At 25.9% G+C, this 15,142-nt stretch carries 25 protein-coding genes; 12 read left to right on the plus strand and 13 right to left on the minus strand.

Annotated elements, in window-relative coordinates:
- The 13 genes from JNO41_RS01785 to JNO41_RS01845 form a co-directional block, all read right to left on the minus strand.
- Positions 1 to 1,527, minus strand: a complete 1,527-nt coding sequence (locus tag JNO41_RS01785; RefSeq protein ID WP_432729291.1) for an AAA family ATPase — start codon at positions 1,525 to 1,527, stop codon at positions 1 to 3.
- Between the two features lie 8 nt (positions 1,528 to 1,535).
- A complete protein-coding gene (locus JNO41_RS01790) occupies positions 1,536 to 1,916 on the minus strand; it encodes a hypothetical protein (protein ID WP_432729293.1) in 381 nt (126 codons plus the stop codon).
- Positions 1,913 to 2,836 (minus strand): hypothetical protein, encoded by a 924-nt coding sequence (locus JNO41_RS01795; protein ID WP_432729295.1) that lies wholly within the window; start codon positions 2,834 to 2,836, stop codon positions 1,913 to 1,915. The genes JNO41_RS01790 and JNO41_RS01795 overlap by 4 nt, the downstream gene beginning before the upstream one ends.
- On the minus strand, positions 2,837 to 3,607 hold the full coding sequence (locus JNO41_RS01800) for a hypothetical protein (RefSeq protein WP_121464197.1): 771 nt from the start codon (positions 3,605 to 3,607) through the stop codon (positions 2,837 to 2,839).
- Positions 3,608 to 3,635: 28 nt separating this feature from the next.
- The gene (locus tag JNO41_RS01805) at positions 3,636 to 3,962 is read right to left on the minus strand and encodes a hypothetical protein (RefSeq protein ID WP_236628362.1); all 327 of its coding nucleotides are present in this window, start codon (positions 3,960 to 3,962) and stop codon (positions 3,636 to 3,638) included.
- On the minus strand, positions 3,952 to 4,362 hold the full coding sequence (locus JNO41_RS01810; RefSeq protein ID WP_121464196.1) for a hypothetical protein: 411 nt from the start codon (positions 4,360 to 4,362) through the stop codon (positions 3,952 to 3,954). The genes JNO41_RS01805 and JNO41_RS01810 overlap by 11 nt, the downstream gene beginning before the upstream one ends.
- A 21-nt stretch (positions 4,363 to 4,383) precedes the next feature.
- Positions 4,384 to 4,545 (minus strand): hypothetical protein, encoded by a 162-nt coding sequence (locus JNO41_RS01815; RefSeq protein ID WP_161554994.1) that lies wholly within the window; start codon positions 4,543 to 4,545, stop codon positions 4,384 to 4,386.
- A gap of 136 nt (positions 4,546 to 4,681) precedes the next feature.
- A complete protein-coding gene (locus JNO41_RS01820; protein ID WP_432729298.1) occupies positions 4,682 to 5,029 on the minus strand; it encodes an HU family DNA-binding protein in 348 nt (115 codons plus the stop codon).
- Entirely contained in the window at positions 5,020 to 5,292 is a 273-nt protein-coding gene (locus tag JNO41_RS01825; protein WP_121464194.1) for a hypothetical protein, read from the minus strand. Before JNO41_RS01825 ends, JNO41_RS01820 begins: the two co-directional genes overlap by 10 nt.
- A gap of 68 nt (positions 5,293 to 5,360) precedes the next feature.
- Positions 5,361 to 5,948, minus strand: coding sequence for a lambda-exonuclease family protein (locus JNO41_RS01830; RefSeq protein ID WP_121464193.1), 588 nt, complete (start codon positions 5,946 to 5,948; stop codon positions 5,361 to 5,363).
- Complete coding sequence (locus JNO41_RS01835; protein ID WP_121464192.1) at positions 5,945 to 6,805, minus strand: hypothetical protein; 861 nt, start codon at positions 6,803 to 6,805, stop codon at positions 5,945 to 5,947. Before JNO41_RS01835 ends, JNO41_RS01830 begins: the two co-directional genes overlap by 4 nt.
- Positions 6,805 to 7,200 carry a hypothetical protein gene (locus tag JNO41_RS01840; protein ID WP_121464191.1) on the minus strand — a complete coding sequence of 132 codons (396 nt, stop codon included), beginning with the start codon at positions 7,198 to 7,200 and terminating at the stop codon, positions 6,805 to 6,807. Before JNO41_RS01840 ends, JNO41_RS01835 begins: the two co-directional genes overlap by 1 nt.
- 85 nt (positions 7,201 to 7,285) lie before the next feature.
- On the minus strand, positions 7,286 to 7,504 hold the full coding sequence (locus JNO41_RS01845) for a hypothetical protein (protein WP_432729301.1): 219 nt from the start codon (positions 7,502 to 7,504) through the stop codon (positions 7,286 to 7,288).
- A 121-nt stretch (positions 7,505 to 7,625) separates the two neighbouring features.
- Here JNO41_RS01845 and JNO41_RS01850 point away from each other — a divergent pair, with 121 nt between their 5' ends.
- The 12 genes from JNO41_RS01850 to JNO41_RS01905 all read left to right on the plus strand — a co-directional run bounded on the left by JNO41_RS01850 (position 7,626) and on the right by JNO41_RS01905 (position 15,142).
- On the plus strand, positions 7,626 to 8,528 hold the full coding sequence (locus tag JNO41_RS01850) for a hypothetical protein (protein WP_432729303.1): 903 nt from the start codon (positions 7,626 to 7,628) through the stop codon (positions 8,526 to 8,528).
- A 125-nt stretch (positions 8,529 to 8,653) separates the two neighbouring features.
- Positions 8,654 to 9,487 (plus strand): hypothetical protein, encoded by an 834-nt coding sequence (locus JNO41_RS01855; RefSeq protein WP_121464169.1) that lies wholly within the window; start codon positions 8,654 to 8,656, stop codon positions 9,485 to 9,487.
- 24 nt (positions 9,488 to 9,511) lie between these two features.
- A complete protein-coding gene (locus tag JNO41_RS01860) occupies positions 9,512 to 9,856 on the plus strand; it encodes an SVM family protein (RefSeq protein ID WP_121464170.1) in 345 nt (114 codons plus the stop codon).
- A 33-nt stretch (positions 9,857 to 9,889) separates the two neighbouring features.
- Positions 9,890 to 10,015, plus strand: coding sequence for a hypothetical protein (locus JNO41_RS01865; RefSeq protein WP_264081092.1), 126 nt, complete (start codon positions 9,890 to 9,892; stop codon positions 10,013 to 10,015).
- 24 nt (positions 10,016 to 10,039) lie between these two features.
- Positions 10,040 to 10,426, plus strand: coding sequence for an SVM family protein (locus JNO41_RS01870; RefSeq protein ID WP_121463808.1), 387 nt, complete (start codon positions 10,040 to 10,042; stop codon positions 10,424 to 10,426).
- 174 nt (positions 10,427 to 10,600) lie between these two features.
- Entirely contained in the window at positions 10,601 to 10,969 is a 369-nt protein-coding gene (locus JNO41_RS01875; protein WP_121463809.1) for an SVM family protein, read from the plus strand.
- Positions 10,970 to 11,200: 231 nt separating this feature from the next.
- Positions 11,201 to 12,493 carry a hypothetical protein gene (locus JNO41_RS01880; RefSeq protein WP_121463810.1) on the plus strand — a complete coding sequence of 431 codons (1,293 nt, stop codon included), beginning with the start codon at positions 11,201 to 11,203 and terminating at the stop codon, positions 12,491 to 12,493.
- A 77-nt stretch (positions 12,494 to 12,570) separates the two neighbouring features.
- The gene (locus JNO41_RS01885) at positions 12,571 to 12,777 is read left to right on the plus strand and encodes a hypothetical protein (protein WP_121463811.1); all 207 of its coding nucleotides are present in this window, start codon (positions 12,571 to 12,573) and stop codon (positions 12,775 to 12,777) included.
- A gap of 225 nt (positions 12,778 to 13,002) precedes the next feature.
- Positions 13,003 to 13,632 carry a YqaJ viral recombinase family protein gene (locus JNO41_RS01890; RefSeq protein WP_121464171.1) on the plus strand — a complete coding sequence of 210 codons (630 nt, stop codon included), beginning with the start codon at positions 13,003 to 13,005 and terminating at the stop codon, positions 13,630 to 13,632.
- 77 nt (positions 13,633 to 13,709) lie between these two features.
- Complete coding sequence (gene tmk, locus JNO41_RS01895) at positions 13,710 to 14,348, plus strand: dTMP kinase (protein ID WP_121463829.1); 639 nt, start codon at positions 13,710 to 13,712, stop codon at positions 14,346 to 14,348.
- Positions 14,332 to 14,481 (plus strand): hypothetical protein, encoded by a 150-nt coding sequence (locus JNO41_RS01900; RefSeq protein ID WP_201736602.1) that lies wholly within the window; start codon positions 14,332 to 14,334, stop codon positions 14,479 to 14,481. The genes tmk and JNO41_RS01900 overlap by 17 nt, the downstream gene beginning before the upstream one ends.
- A gap of 37 nt (positions 14,482 to 14,518) precedes the next feature.
- Positions 14,519 to 15,142, plus strand: coding sequence for a hypothetical protein (locus tag JNO41_RS01905; protein ID WP_121463830.1), 624 nt, complete (start codon positions 14,519 to 14,521; stop codon positions 15,140 to 15,142).

Raw genomic sequence — 15,142 nt, forward strand, 5'->3', positions numbered from 1 at the left:
TTAGAATCTTCTGTACTTAAAACATCTATAAAAAAACTGTGAAGGCATAAAATAATCTACTTCACTACCTCCAAAACCTTTATAAGGAGGCATTTTATTTGTATAATACCAATTATTAAAAGGTTCTCTTATAAAAGGCGCTAAATCTTGAGGAACTTTATCTTTGTATTGACATTGATCGAAACCGTTGAAACGATTAAAAATATAAGTTTTTTGAATAGGTGTCTTATCTTTATTTGGTTCTAAATATTTTAAAGTTCCTTGTTTCCATTCTTTATATTGGTCTTCACATTCTTTACGATAAGCTAAGATTTCTCCTTTAGTTTTTTTAATTCCTAAAAGATTATCTAAGGCTTCATCTAAATCAGAAGATAACATGACTTCATGATTTTGATTTTCAAAGGCGAAACGGTCATAATTCGTAGCCGCTTCCGTTACTAATTTAACCCAATCACGATTGGATAAAGTTTTCTCTTTATTAATTTTTTCTAAATGCTTATAAGCTCTTGTCACTAAACTTTCTAAATGATTAACAGCGTGATAACTTAAACGATAATTATTTTTTAACATAAACCATTTTAAAAAACCAGGTGTTTCTTCTTTTTTAAAAGAATCTATTTTAATTTCTTTTTGAAAACGACTTCTTAAAGCGCCGTCAATTTGTTCTAAATGGTTAGTACCACCCATTAAAATAATTTTTTTATCAGTTCTTTTAAAACCATCTAATTTTAATAATAAATTATTAATAATGTTTTTAGAAGTTTGATTAGCGTTTTTATCTTCACGATTCGCTAACCCACTAATTTCATCAATGAAGATAATTGTTTTCTCATGGGATTCAGCTTCGGCCCAAATCTTTTCTAATTCTTCATTACCTTCTCCGACATAGGTTTTATCAAATTGAGAAGGATCGACAGAAATATAATGAGCGTCTACTTCACCGCTTAATGCTTCCATTAAATGACTTTTTCCTGTTCCAGGAGGTCCATATAATAAAATACCCATGGGTTTTAAATTCCGATAACCAATAATATGTTTTTTGGCATTAAAATAATGAATAATATTAGCGAATTGTTCTTTTTCTTCTTCCATACCATAAACATCTTGAAATGTTTTTTTCTTTTTCTTTTCTTCTAGAGGCGTATTTTCTTTGAAAGCTTTCATTTCTCTTTCAATTTTTTTAATTCTTTGATCAAAAGATAATAATTGTTGATCTAAAAATAATTGATATTTTTTTAATTTTTTAATTTCTTCATCATTATTTTCATTTTGAATTAATAAACTTTGAATTTGTTTTTTTTCCGCTTCATTATAATTCATGGCCTCAGTTAAAAGATTAATTTCTTCTTCAAAGTCTTTTAATTGAGTTACTTGAGTGAAAACTTTTTTTTGTTCCTTAATAGTTGTTTCATTTTCAGTTTTCTTTTGATGCAACGCTTTTCTTTCTTCGATTAAAGTCAAAGTTGCTTGATTTAATTGGTCTTTCTTAGTTTGAATGTCGGCATGTTGACCTTTTAAATCTTTCATTTTTTGTTCTAAAATTTTTTCTCATCAACCGATAATGATTCTTTTTTAAGTTCTTCTTCTTGAGTTTGAATTGCTTTTTGTAAATAACCTAGTTGAACCATATAATCTCTTAATTGACCCATTTTTAAACGGATTTCTTCTGATAAAAGCTTATCTTGAGTATTAATTTGTTCTGCTTCATTTATTTTTTGTTGATTTTCCGCTTCTAAATCTTTTAATCTTTTTTCTAACAAAGATAAAGTTTCTTGATTTTCAACATTATTAAGAGGAGATGTATTCTTGTTAGTAACAACCTTGTTAGTATTTAACCCATAATAAAGACTCAATCCTATAATTAAAAAACTTAAAAAAATTAAAAAACTAAAATAAATTTTTTTCATAAGAGTCATATAAAGCCTCCTTTCTTTTTTGAATTATTCATCGACATCATAATATAAAGTTCGATGTTGTCCTGTTCTTTTCTCATATAAATCAATTTTTTTAAAGATTTAATATGATTAGTATTCCATAAAACGCCTTCTTGTTCGTAATTATAAAAAGGAAATTTTAATTTAAAATCATAATTAAAGATGACGAAAGGTTCTTTAATTTTTTGATTAATCGGATAAACACCAAAAATCTTATCTTTTTGAATATCTTTAATAACGATTTTATCGATTGCCAAATAACTTGGTCCTCCAAAATTAGTTCCTTTATCATAAATAATTTCTAAATGGTAATTTTCAGGAATAAAAGGTATTGGTTGGGGAGAATAAGGTTTATTCATACTCCAAAAGAAATATAAATGAGAAGCTCCATTACCCATGTTCTTTAAATCTTCTAAAGTATACTTATCATTTTGACCCTCTCTACTTCCTCCTTCAAAATAAGCTAATAAAAATTTTTCAGGAGGAGGTTCTTTAATCCGAAAATTAAAAGATACTTGGTTATCAATATCAGAAGTATTATATAAAGCATAACTAAAATGAGTTTCAAATTTTTTATAAGGAAAAAAATATTTTAACCAACCCAAAACTTCTTTCATCCCTGTATTTTCACCTAAATAAACATCATAAACTTCTAAATGTTCTAAGTGTTCTTTTTTAATAGGTATAACGGATTGATAATAAAAACGATCAATTTCTGAAGAAGCTGGTTGAAAATTATTGTTTAAAAGTATTTCTTTTTCTTTTGAAATCTCAGAAAATACAGTTTTTGGAGATATTATTTTTTCTTGAGGAGATAAATAATAATAAGCAATTCCAATGCCTAAATAAAAACAGAAACATAAACTATAAAGAGACAACCAAAAAGAAAATTTGTTTTTCAATTAATTTAAAGTTTCTAATTGTTGTTGACAAATTTCTTTATGTTTGATAAAAAGTTGTTTTAAAGCTTCATCTTTTTCCATTTCTATGTCCTCTGTTAAAGCTTCAATTTTATTTTTTAATTGCATTTTAGTAATTAAATTATTAATTTCTTGATTGATTTCTATTATACGTTTTTCAATTTCTGTTTGTTTGGTTTCTAAAGGAGTTTTATCGGCAGGAGTTAAATTAGGTTTTTTTAATTTTTCTTTTAAATCTTTTAAAATATCATTTTGTAATTCATCTTTTTCAGTGAATAATTTTTGTTTTTCTTTTAAAGCTAAAAATTCTTTTTCTTTAGTTAATTTTTTTTCCGCCAGCTGATGTTTTTTAGCTAAAGAAGTTTCCTTTTTAACTTCATTTTCTTTTAATTCTTTTTCACATTCTTGAATATCAGTTTCTAAATGATTCATATAAGTTTGAAAAGTAATGAAATTTTTTAAATTTGTTTGTTTTTCTTGTTGTTTTTTCATAATTTGTTCTAAATTATTTTTAGTTTCAGGAGTTAAATTTTCTTTGTTTAATTCTTCTTGGAGAGTTTTCATTTTAATTTCTAAAGAAGTTAAATCCTTATTTTCTTGTTCGCACAAGACATTTACGGGTTTAATTTCTTCTATTGATTTGTGAGTAAAGTAATGATAACTGCCTGTAGTGATAGTTAAAAGAATAAATAAGAAACTAATAAATAAGAATAATTTTTTCGGTATTCTTTTTATTTTCATAATTTTTTGCATTTTTTTGTCCTTTTCTTTTTTTAATTATTTAATATTCTTGTTGATTATGATGAATTAAAGAAAAATGTTCTTTTTTTTCTTTTTCTTGGTTTGGATCAACAACATTTTTATTTTCTTTTTTGTGGGGATTAATATGGAGATTTTTAATAGTTAAAGATAAATCTTTGGAAAAATCTTTTAATTGTTGGTCTTTTTGTTGACGCAATTGTTCTTCTACTTCTTTTAAAAGCTTTTTAAAAGATTTTTCCTTGGAAGTATCATGATTTTTAGGTTGATAAATTTTATTATTAAACCAGATGACAAATAAATTAAAAAGACTACCAATAATAAAACCTAAAGCAAAATTATTCATCATCTTCTTCTCTATCCTCACTTTCTTCAATAAGATTATTTTTGACAATTCCCATTTTCTTTTCTAATTTAGATATCTTCCCTGCAAATTTTTCTTTTTTGGTTTTTAATTTTTGATTTTGAGATTCTAATTTATTTTGTTTCATTAATAGTTTGTAAAATTTTTTTTTATAATAATTTTTTTTGATTTCTGGTTTGAAGAAACCGATAACAAACATAATAGGGTATAAAAAAAGATTAGTTATGAAAACAATAAGAGGTTTAAAACCAGTTAAAAAACTGGTTACTAAAATATTAGTGGCGATAAAATCTAATCTTCGATCTAAAATTTCCACTACTGTAAAACCATGAAACCAATCTTTCATAAAGGTAAACACACTCAACAAAGGAGTTAAAAGCCACATAATCAATTTATTTCCTTTGATTTATTTAATTTTTTTTAACAGTACTTCAATTTGTGTTACAATATGAGAATTACTGCTTACTGTTTGAGTATGATGAGTTTTCAAAGGGGTTTTTTTCTTGTTTTTAATATTTTTTGTTGCAGGTTTATTTATTGACTTATTTATTTTTTTTACAAAAGGCATTTTTTTTCCTTCCTTTCTTTTTCACTTGTCCGCTTTATAAAAGAATATAAAGTCAAAAAGGAGATTTTTTTTAGTTTAAAAAAACCTTATATTCTTTTATAAAGCGGAAAAGTTAAATTATTTTGATTTATTTAAATTAAGTTAATTTAATTTTTTTAACCGCTTGTTTTAAAGTATTTGAAATTTTAAATTTGACAACTGTAGATTCAGGATAATAAATTTTTTTTCCTTTAACATTTGTTAATTTTCCAGCGGGCTGAGTTTTTAAGACAAATCTTCCTAAACCTACTGACAAAATGACTTCTGAATAATGAGTAATCGCTTCTGTTAATACTTTTTCAAAGATGTTATAAAAAATTTCTGTTTCTGTAATAGTAACTCCGCCTTCTTTAGCTATTTTTGTAATTAAATCGGCTTTCGTAAAACGAAATTTTGCTTCTTCTTTTTTTTTTTTTTTATTATTTTTGTTGTTTTTTATAGACATGGTTTAATTCCTTCTTTTTTTCTTTTTCTTTTTTTTGTTTCTTTAAAACCTAAATTATAAAATTGAAAATAAGTATTATAATCGTATTCTTTTGTATCCTGTAATATACGTTTATCATTATATTTATATTCGAATACTTTAGTTATTTTATTATTGTTGTATAAAAATTTTTTTAAAAGTAAGCTTTCAAAATAAAAATTCTCTTCTTTTTTAATAGTGTTTTGGTTATCTTCGAAAATAATTTCTAACATTGGCCCTATCATAATTTATTTTTCAACTCCTTTTATTTTTATTATTTTCTTATTTATATTTTGTTTTGTGTTTGTCATCTTTAATCTTCTTTTCCTGCTTTCATTAATGTTTGATATTGTTGTAAAATTTTTTGATATTCCTGAGCTTTAATTTTCATCTCTTCAATAAAAGAAGATTTTAAAAATACTTCTTGGAGATAATGTTCTCGGGGATTAAAGTACACTAAAAAAAAGGCACTTTTACTTTCGGAACAAAATAAACTACATTGGATTTGGGCCCAATAATAAGGAGGTATAATGTCGTTTTCGAAAAATTCTTTCCATGAGGAACTATTTTTATCCAAAGGACATTTTATTTCTAACATCGTCTTACTTTCTGCATGATAACCATCCAAAGAAGCGGAAAAAATATCTCTTGTAAATACTGTTGGCTCATAATTTCTTTTTGTTTTAACTGAAAAGAATAAATTCGCTTGAGGTTCGGTTTTTTTACCATGTTCCATCGCGGGATTAGAAATAAAGGTACTACCAAATAATTTTTTTTTAATTAAATCTTCTTTTGTTTCATAAGGGTTTAACCCCATAATGGTTCCTATTTCAGAAGCGTTAACATATTTTTTACGATGTTGAAACCAAGCCCAACTATTCTGTTTTAAATTAATTTTCATTTTAAAACTCCTTTTGGAAATTGATTTAAATTATTATGAGTCAAATCTAAATTATAAAATTGGCACATTTTCTTTAATTTATTAATGATTCGAAAAGCTTTCATAGTTTGGTTATTATCGTTATTAATTTTCAAATGTTCTAACAATTGTTGAGGATTTAAATTACTACTAATAAAAGTAATTAATCCTTTTTCTTGACGAGCGTTTAAAAGAGAATAGAAAATATCATCGCGAAAATAAACCGTTAAATTTTCCGCTCCTAAATCATCTAGAAATAAATAAGGAATATTTCTTAAACAATCCATTTTATGGTTTAATTCTTCATCAAACCATCCTGGTTTAAATTGTCTAGGTAAATCTGGAAGGAAAAGAAACAAAAAATCTTGTTTTTCTTTTAAAAAATATTTCATTATTAATTTAAAGAAGAACGTTTTACCAGTATTAAAATCACCATAGAGATATAAACTAGGTTTTGTTTGTTCACTTTCAAAATCATTCCAATATTTTTGAACTATTTTTCTTTTCAAAATTTCAATATTAATTTGTTTTAAATTTAGAAAATCTAAACTTTGATTAAATAAAGTATGAATTTTTTGAAGTTTATTTTGAAATCTATAAAAGACACTTTTTTCTGTTTCTTTATAAACTATCTGTATATATGGTTTCTTTTTCAAAATTAATTGATAACCAAAAGATGTTTCTTTTTCAGCTTTTAAATAATTTCCAATAGTGATTAAATCTTCTTCATGATAATCTTGGCCATAAATCAAATCTTTTAATTCAGGGAAAGTTTTTATTTTATTTTTAATTTCTTCTTGATAAGTAAGGATGATTTGATTATTTTGTGTTTTTTTCATCAGAAATCATTATTTCCAAAAAGTTGTTTTCGGGTTCTTTCAATTAAATCAGCATAAACATCTTGAGACTCAGAATTACCAAATGCTTGTTGATATAATTTTTCATTTAAAGCGACCATTTTATTTATTTCAGGTTCTTTTTTCAAATATAAAATTTTCTTTTGAAGATCAAAAGTATATTTTTTAGTCATTTGTAAATTCATTTGAATTTTAAAAGGTGGACTTTTTATTTTTTTAAAAATTACCAGTATTTCATAAAGGTCAGCATAATTAAGATATAAAGTCTGATTATCTAGATTAAAATTAGTTTTTTGATGGAATAAATAAATCTTAAAATAATTATTTATAATCAAAAAATTAATGATTTCTTTTAAACCATATAAATATTTATTCATTTTTGAAATCTCCTTTTTCAGTTTGACTTATTTCGAAACAAAAAAAATAAGTCAAACTATTTTTTTAATAAATAGTTGACTTATTTTAACTTTCCAACTGGTTCCATTTTAGTGGAGCGGGACAAGAAGCCTTAGATAAAAACGAAGGAAAAATTAAAGAACTAAAAGAACAATTAAAAGATAATACAGGTAATATCGCTATCCTAAAAGGTAAACTTTTACAATTAGAACAAGACAAAGAAGCCAAAGAAAAAGAAATTAAACAAAAACAAGAAGAAGAAAAATTAGCATCCCCCGATGACAAAATAAGATTACAAGCTGAAATATCTAAATTACAAGACGAAGAAATTGAAATAATCAAACAAATTAGACAAGTTAAAATTGAAATCGGCAAATTAGAAGCCGCCCAAAAAAAGTATGAAAATATGCTATCTAACGCTATCAAACTAAAAGAGTCAATACAACGCGATTTTAATGAATTAACATCAGGCGAACAACAACTTTTCACTAAAATCAAAAACGAGGAGGATCGTAGAGCTGAAATTCAAAAAAACATTGATGAAATCGATGTCAAAACAGCAACTATCGAAATAGAAAGAAAACAATTAGAAATTTTACGACAAGGCGCAGACGCATCCAAAATCGCTCTTGATGACTGGGATAAAAAACACGAATTTAGTTTTGGTAACCTTCGAGACGCCCTTTTCCAAGGTGCCGAATTATATATGGATGCTTTTGGTGGGCGCGGTTTCTTAAAAGCAGTAGCAGGCGGAGTTACTAAAAAAGTCGCTGGAACTATTGCCAAAGCGGGTTTAGTGGTCCATGAAACTCATCGAGTAATTAATTTAGCCAAAGATATATTTGTGAATAAAGATGGAACACCTAAAATGATGTCAAAAGAAACTTATGACTCTATTTGTTCTCGTATTGACCGCGAAACAGACAAACTTGATGCCGATTACAAAGACTATAAAAAGAAAAAAGAAGAATATGAAACTCGTCAAGAAACTGTAAATTTAAAGAAAGAAATACAAACAGAGAAAAACCAATTAACTGAATTTAAACAACAAGACGAATCTGTAATCAAAGAATACGAAACCATAACCGAAGATTTAACAAACAAACTAAAAGAAGTTTCGAATCCAGAAGATTTATTTAAAAAACACGTTAATTTAAAACAACAACTAGAACAAAAAAACGAAGAAATCGAAACCGCAAAAGAAGAATTAAAACAAAAAAATCCTAGTTACGCTCGCGCTCAAAAACGCTACGAAGAAAAACAAAAAGAAAAACGATATGCTAAATTTTGTCAACCAATTACTAATTAATAATCATTAAATTTAACCTAATAACTTTTTTATTGGACATTTAATATATAAAATTGTATAATAGTGATATATTCATATTTCAATATTTGATAATAATCACTATTATCGGAAAGGAAATGAAATTTATGAATAATAATTTTTTTAAAAAATGTTTAGTAACTATCGCGATTATTTCACTTCTTGGATTGTTATTATTAATTTGTCTTTACCAAAGAACTAACGATATTAAAAAAGAACGAGAATTAGGAAAATCACCATCATTAAAACATGAATTTAATCAATCAACACCTTCAAGACCCCAACGCGAAACCGAACCTCCAAAACTTAAATTTAAAACAACTCAATCTCATTTCAACCAAGTTGAAGCTTATGTTCTTTCAGAAACTGATGACAAATCTTTATTACCAAATAATCTTTCCCAAGAAGAAAAAATAGAAATTGATAAAATTAGAAAATCTTGGGAACAAATTTTAGGATTTATAAAACAAGATCAAAAAAACATCGATGAATACCAACAAAAATGTGATAATTATAATCACGAAATTAAAGAAATTAAAGATAAATTTCCTTCATTAAAAACTCAACAAACTAATTTACAAAAAAAACACGATGACAAAGTACAAGAAATCAATCAAGTAAAATCACAATTACAAAATAAAAAATCACAACTACAAACTCAAGGAATATCAATTTATAATAATCCTGAAATTGATAAATTACAAGCTGAAATATCTAAATTACAAGACGAAGAAATTGAAATAATCAAACAAATTAGACAAGTTAAAATTGAAATCGGCAAATTAGAAGCCGCCCAAAAAAAGTATGAAAATATGCTATCTAACGCTATCAAACTAAAAGAGTCAATACAACGCGATTATGATAAATCTCAAAAAGATTATCAAAACCAAACAATCACCGACCTTCAAAAACTTTACGACATCACCTCAGACGAGGGATAAAAAAATTAAAGGAGTTATGAATTAATGTTGAAATTAAAAAAACAATTATACTTATTTAAAATAGTTTTATTCGTTTTTTTAGGATTATTTTTAATTGCTAACAATCATCAAGTCATGGCAATGGAAAACAACAAAGGAAAACAAATTTTAAATGATGAACCGAGCGATCAAGAAATTAATAATTTTTTTAAATTAGTAAAAAAAAGTCAAGAAAATATCAAACAACTAAAACAAAAATACCCTCATTTAAAAAATGCTTCCATAAAAGAAATAGAAAATTTCTTATCTTTTAACATAAACCAACAACAAACAAATAATAACAATAAAAAACGAAAATTAGATTTAAATACAATTCCAGAAGAAAACTAAAATTTTAATAGACTCTCATAAAGAGAGTCTTTTGTGTTATCTCAATTCAAACTAAAATATTCAATAAAACACAATTATGATAAATCTCAAAAAGATTATCAAAACCAAACAATCACCGACCTTCAAAAACTTTACGACATCGCCTCAGCTGAGAAATAAAAAAATTAAAGGAGTTATAAATTAATGTTTAAATTAAAAAAACAATTATACTTATTTAAAATAGTTTTATTCGTTTTTTTAGGATTTTTATTTGTTATAAATAACAATAATTATCAAATTATGGCGATGGATGATAATAGTTCTTCATCACAAAATAATAATTACATTTTAAATAATTCTTGTGATTTTTTTTTAGAAACGCAATCAGTTTTTATTAATGAACGAAATTGGCAACTCGCTGGAGAATGGAAAAAAGTAGTTTTAGAGATGCAAAATATGAATAAAAATATCAATCCAGAATTATATCAAAAGTTATTTGCCTTATCGATGAAATTGGGTTCATTAATTCAAATTACAGAACAACAAGGAAAATTAATTTATGAATTAAAAGAAATTAGAAAAAAATTATAACCTCAATAAACATGAGACAAAATCCACAAGATTTATTAAAACAAGAAGAAGAAAAACACGTTAAATTCCATGACTTAGATAAACAATTTTTTTCAATTAAATAAATATTATAAATAATAATTTTGCAAAAAAAAGCAATTAGAAGAATAAATAAATAAGGAGTTATAAGTTAAAATGATGCAAATAAAAAATAAATTACATCTTTTACCATTATTTTTAATGAGTTTTTTAGGATTATTCGCTTTCATCAATATTAATCCAGTTATGGCAACGGATCCAAAACTTCCAGAAACTAGTAGCAGGCAACCTGTTAATCAGAACTTTACTATTGAAGAAAACATAATTAATTTAAAACAGAAAATTTATGATAATGCAACCAAAATAACAAACATAGATAAAGAATTACAAGGAAGTATCACTGATAATCAAAAAGAAAATCTCTTAAAATTAAAAGAAAATTACAAACAATTAATTGATAATCAAAAAGAACAATTAAAAACTTATAAAAACCTTTTAAACAATTTAAATGATGAAAATAACTAAAAATATTATCAACATAAAAATTATCTTTTTTATAAAAAAACCCCTTTCCAAAAGGGGTTTTTTTATTTAACCATACTTACTCATCCAAATAACAAGACTTCTTTAAACAAGAGTCTTTTTTTTATCCCTTTTTACCATTTGTCAGGCAAAAAAAAATTAAAAAAGAATTAGGAGGTTATTAAATAATGTCTAAAGTAATTAAAATTCCCTGTATCTAAAAAATTAATAATTATGTTATTAATTATTAATTTCAATTTTGTCCTTTCCATCAATGCTCATTCTTCTTTTTTTCATAATCAAAACGAAACCAAAATTAAATTAGCGGATTACCAAACCCTCCAACAAGAATGGTTAACCTTCCAACCTAAAATGAAAAGGTATGATATCAGCGTTTTATCCAAAGAAAGTATCCCTGAAATCCTAAAATATTTCAACATTGAATTTGATGAACGTGATTTACCAGAACCTGCCTACAATGATTATGCCGAAGGTTACTTCTGGTGGTTCCTAAAAGATCCTCCTTCAGGACTATTGGGTGTCTATTTTAAACCCCGCTCTAATCCCTTTAATATTAAATATCCTGCTGCAGACAAAAAACACACCTTAGAAGACCTTTTAAAATACGAAATCGCTATCGAAGAAGCTTTCGTATTTTGGGATGCTCAACAAAAAACTCAGGAAGAAAAGTGCAATGTGCAATTAATCAACATCAATCTCTTTGTTGATCAAAGTAAAGAAGAAGCGATTAATAATTACTTAATCCAACAGAAAATCATCCAAAAACCCAAACTAATTAAATTAGGTTGTTATAACCCCACTCCTAACACTGGTTTGGTTGTTCCTTTCCCTTTAGGTGGATTTCTAAGTTTTGAATTTGAGGCTATTTATTTCGATGATGGAATTCGCCTCCTCCCCCAACTAACTTATACCATTGAAGATTTGCTGAAATTATCAAATGGTGCTAAAAATGTTTATCTTTTCACTTTTAGCACCCAAAAAAGAATTAAAAGCATCGAATTACCTGATGCTATTGATCCTTACCAAGCCATTCGAACATGGAAAAGAGATAATAATTTATTTGATTATGAAGGTGAATTTATACGCCAAACTGATAGCATGAAAGTGGTATTGTCAGCATCTCCAAATAGAAAAGAGACTATATCGTGTGAACTTCTCCAACTTAAAAATATTTTTGAAACCGAAAAGGAAAAATTTATTATTTCTTGTAAAGATGAAAAAGTAAAATTGCGTATTTTCAATAATTATAGTTCTGAATATATTAATTGGTTAAGGCAATGTTATATTAAACCTGGCATTTATTATACAGGCGACGAAGTCCGAGATAAATTTGGACGTTTTTGCAAAACCATTTATGATGAAAATGGTAACACCCATTATTATCAATATGTTTCGGGATTTTTCTTTGATAATTGGTATATTGACGGCAATGAATGCGCTCGCACATATTACCATTTTTTAGATACTACACCACCACCCAAAAAACCAGATATCCTCGATTCTTAATTAAAATATCATCCAAAGACCCTTCACAAGGATCTTTTTTATTACCCAATACTTAAAAAAGAAAGGAACCATTAAATATGTTCATTAAAAAAATATTACCATCTTTATCCATTAACATCATTATCTCTATTTTATTAACACCTTTAATTTTTATTAATTATTTAATCAAATTCTATCTTTTTACTTACCAATTAAGCATCCAAAGATTAAAGAAAGGTATCGTAGTTAGATTTTATCAATATCTAACCACTATTAAAACTAATAATCATGTGGAACCGCATTAATACTTGGTTAACAAAATTAAATAATTGGTTTGTTGCTATAAGTAATTGTTTTTTTAATAATCAAAACCAATGGCTTAATTTAGTTTTATTAACCATTATTTTATTATTTTTACCTCATCTCTTATGTTTAATTGATTTTCTTTTTAAATTTTTACATTATATAATTAAATTTATTTATTATTTAGGCCAATATATCATCTCATTATTTAAGAAAGAAAAATAACCATGCAAATCACATTATCCCAACGCACCAAAGAATGGTACCAACATCGAAAAAAATATATTAACGCTTCCGAAATCGGCAGTATCACAGGTAATGATAAATTCCGTTCTTTAGAACAATTAGTCCATGACAAACTCTTTGACACTACTTTCACAAGCAACAAATACACCGAACACGGAAATAAAACCGAACCAATCGCTCGCGCTTTCTTTGAAAAAACAACTCAATTAACTTATCCTGATACCATCTTTACGGATGACAAAGAAAAAATTTTTTCTGCCTCACTTGATGATTATAATGCTAAAACCAACACTCTCTTAGAAATTAAATGTCCTTATGTGGATGAAAACAATAACATCTCCTCCACTTGGAATGGCTTCTTTTTCCACCAAGAAGTCCCTATTAACTACTGGGCCCAAGTCCAATGTCAACTTTATTGTTCCCAAGCAACATTTGCCTACTTTTTAGTTTATTTTAATGATAATGATTATCATGTAGTCAGAATTTACTTAGACAATAATTTTATTACCAAAATGATTCAAGATAGTCAAAAATACTTAACTCTTTTAACCAAAGCCAAAAACGAATTAGAAAAAACCACTTATTTAAAACAATTAAGCAAAATCAAATAATTAATTCATACTTTTAGACCTTCAAATTGAAGGTCTTTTTTTTATACCCAAATTGAAAATTAAAGGAGAAATCAATCATGAAATTAATCGTTTTCGAAGGACTTGACGGGAGTGGAAAAACTTCTCTTATTCACGCCCTTCAACCCCAATTAAAAACCCCTCATCAACTGTATCAAGGTTTAGGGAGTAGTTCACTTGGGAAGGAAATTAGAGATTTATTTTTAAATTTTCAACAAGTAGATTATATCACTCGTTTTTATTTAAGTCTGGCTAATATGTCTCAAATCCAAGCGGAATTAATTGTTCCTCAATTAAAAAATAACCAATTAATTATCTTAGACCGTTGGTTACCATCTACTTATGCTTATCAATTATTTCCCTTTTCTAAGGAAAAGAAACAACTTTTACCTTTAAAAAAGATCTTTAAGATAAATCATGAAACTATCTTAAAAAAACCTGATTTATTAATTTATTTAGACATTGACCCTCTTATCGGAAGAACCAGAAAGAAAAATCAAAAAAACCATCAAAGAGATCTCATTGAAAGACAATCATTAACTTATTTTCAAAATGTTCGCCAAGGATATGATCATTATATCACTCATTATACTAGTGGAGTTAATAAATTAATTTTAAACGGAAGTGATTCTATCAAATCTAATGTCAAACAAATTATTAAACAAATAGGAGTACTATCAAATGGCGATCATAACTAAAAAGACCTGCCAAAATGGCAATACTTACATCTATTTTTCTAATGGAAAAATCAAAACCATTCATAAAGATGGCATCATTACCTGGAAAACAAAAAGAATTTTTAAAACTAAAAAAACCAACAAAAGACCTTAATTTAAAGGTTTTTTTTATTTAAAGAAAGGAATATCAAATGTTAAATAACCAAGATTTTTTTAATATTCAACAATTTAATACTAATATCCAAACTGTGGAAATCTTAAAATGTTTTTTTAAAAAAACTACCTTTAATCTTTCTGTTGACAAGTATATGAAAACCAATTACCAACAATTAAACCATTATTTTAACCAAAATAACATCAACTCTCAAAGTCAAAAAGTCATTTGTGGTAAAATCAATGAATATTTAATTTTATTATACTTAAACAATAAAGGAATCACTAATTTATACCCTCAAGTAAATTTATTTTTTATCCCTGACATTAAATTTGATTTAGTTTTATTTACTAAAAAGAAAAGAATCATCGCTTTTAATTTTAAAACATGTCTTCGTGAACGCTATAAACAAGCCATGATAGAGGCCCAACAACTCAAAAAATTAGATACTCGTTTTGAGTTTTATTTATTAATCAACAACGAACCAGAAACTCAAAGACTAAACAATAAAATCAACCAAGGAAAAATCCAAGGCATTAATCAAGTAATTAACTTATTTTCCAATTCAGCCAACAATTTCTTACAAAACTTAATTACCCGTCAATTCATCCCTTTTTCTAACATCAACATCATTAAAAAAATAAAAAAGGATTTAATATAA

It is taken from the genome of 'Prunus avium' virescence phytoplasma (genome assembly GCF_050916135.1).
In the GTDB taxonomy this organism is placed as follows: domain Bacteria; phylum Bacillota_I; class Bacilli_A; order Acholeplasmatales; family Acholeplasmataceae; genus Phytoplasma; species Phytoplasma ziziphi.

What these genes read in the sequence shown, in the direction of transcription:
- JNO41_RS01785 (WP_432729291.1), bottom strand. Translation starts at nt 1,527, where the DNA reads ATGAAAGATTTAAAAGGTCAACATGCCGACATTCAAACTAAGAAAGAC.
- JNO41_RS01790 (WP_432729293.1), bottom strand. Translation starts at nt 1,916, where the DNA reads ATGACTCTTATGAAAAAAATTTATTTTAGTTTTTTAATTTTTTTAAGT.
- JNO41_RS01800 (WP_121464197.1), bottom strand. Translation starts at nt 3,607, where the DNA reads ATGCAAAAAATTATGAAAATAAAAAGAATACCGAAAAAATTATTCTTA.
- JNO41_RS01805 (WP_236628362.1), bottom strand. Translation starts at nt 3,962, where the DNA reads ATGATGAATAATTTTGCTTTAGGTTTTATTATTGGTAGTCTTTTTAAT.
- JNO41_RS01810 (WP_121464196.1), bottom strand. Translation starts at nt 4,362, where the DNA reads ATGTGGCTTTTAACTCCTTTGTTGAGTGTGTTTACCTTTATGAAAGAT.
- JNO41_RS01815 (WP_161554994.1), bottom strand. Translation starts at nt 4,545, where the DNA reads ATGCCTTTTGTAAAAAAAATAAATAAGTCAATAAATAAACCTGCAACA.
- JNO41_RS01820 (WP_432729298.1), bottom strand. Translation starts at nt 5,029, where the DNA reads ATGTCTATAAAAAACAACAAAAATAATAAAAAAAAAAAAAAAGAAGAA.
- JNO41_RS01825 (WP_121464194.1), bottom strand. Translation starts at nt 5,292, where the DNA reads ATGATAGGGCCAATGTTAGAAATTATTTTCGAAGATAACCAAAACACT.
- JNO41_RS01830 (WP_121464193.1), bottom strand. Translation starts at nt 5,948, where the DNA reads ATGAAAATTAATTTAAAACAGAATAGTTGGGCTTGGTTTCAACATCGT.
- JNO41_RS01835 (WP_121464192.1), bottom strand. Translation starts at nt 6,805, where the DNA reads ATGAAAAAAACACAAAATAATCAAATCATCCTTACTTATCAAGAAGAA.
- JNO41_RS01840 (WP_121464191.1), bottom strand. Translation starts at nt 7,200, where the DNA reads ATGAATAAATATTTATATGGTTTAAAAGAAATCATTAATTTTTTGATT.
- JNO41_RS01850 (WP_432729303.1), top strand. Translation starts at nt 7,626, where the DNA reads ATGCTATCTAACGCTATCAAACTAAAAGAGTCAATACAACGCGATTTT.
- JNO41_RS01855 (WP_121464169.1), top strand. Translation starts at nt 8,654, where the DNA reads ATGAATAATAATTTTTTTAAAAAATGTTTAGTAACTATCGCGATTATT.
- JNO41_RS01860 (WP_121464170.1), top strand. Translation starts at nt 9,512, where the DNA reads ATGTTGAAATTAAAAAAACAATTATACTTATTTAAAATAGTTTTATTC.
- JNO41_RS01870 (WP_121463808.1), top strand. Translation starts at nt 10,040, where the DNA reads ATGTTTAAATTAAAAAAACAATTATACTTATTTAAAATAGTTTTATTC.
- JNO41_RS01875 (WP_121463809.1), top strand. Translation starts at nt 10,601, where the DNA reads ATGATGCAAATAAAAAATAAATTACATCTTTTACCATTATTTTTAATG.
- JNO41_RS01880 (WP_121463810.1), top strand. Translation starts at nt 11,201, where the DNA reads ATGTTATTAATTATTAATTTCAATTTTGTCCTTTCCATCAATGCTCAT.
- JNO41_RS01885 (WP_121463811.1), top strand. Translation starts at nt 12,571, where the DNA reads ATGTTCATTAAAAAAATATTACCATCTTTATCCATTAACATCATTATC.
- JNO41_RS01890 (WP_121464171.1), top strand. Translation starts at nt 13,003, where the DNA reads ATGCAAATCACATTATCCCAACGCACCAAAGAATGGTACCAACATCGA.
- tmk (WP_121463829.1), top strand. Translation starts at nt 13,710, where the DNA reads ATGAAATTAATCGTTTTCGAAGGACTTGACGGGAGTGGAAAAACTTCT.
- JNO41_RS01900 (WP_201736602.1), top strand. Translation starts at nt 14,332, where the DNA reads ATGGCGATCATAACTAAAAAGACCTGCCAAAATGGCAATACTTACATC.
- JNO41_RS01905 (WP_121463830.1), top strand. Translation starts at nt 14,519, where the DNA reads ATGTTAAATAACCAAGATTTTTTTAATATTCAACAATTTAATACTAAT.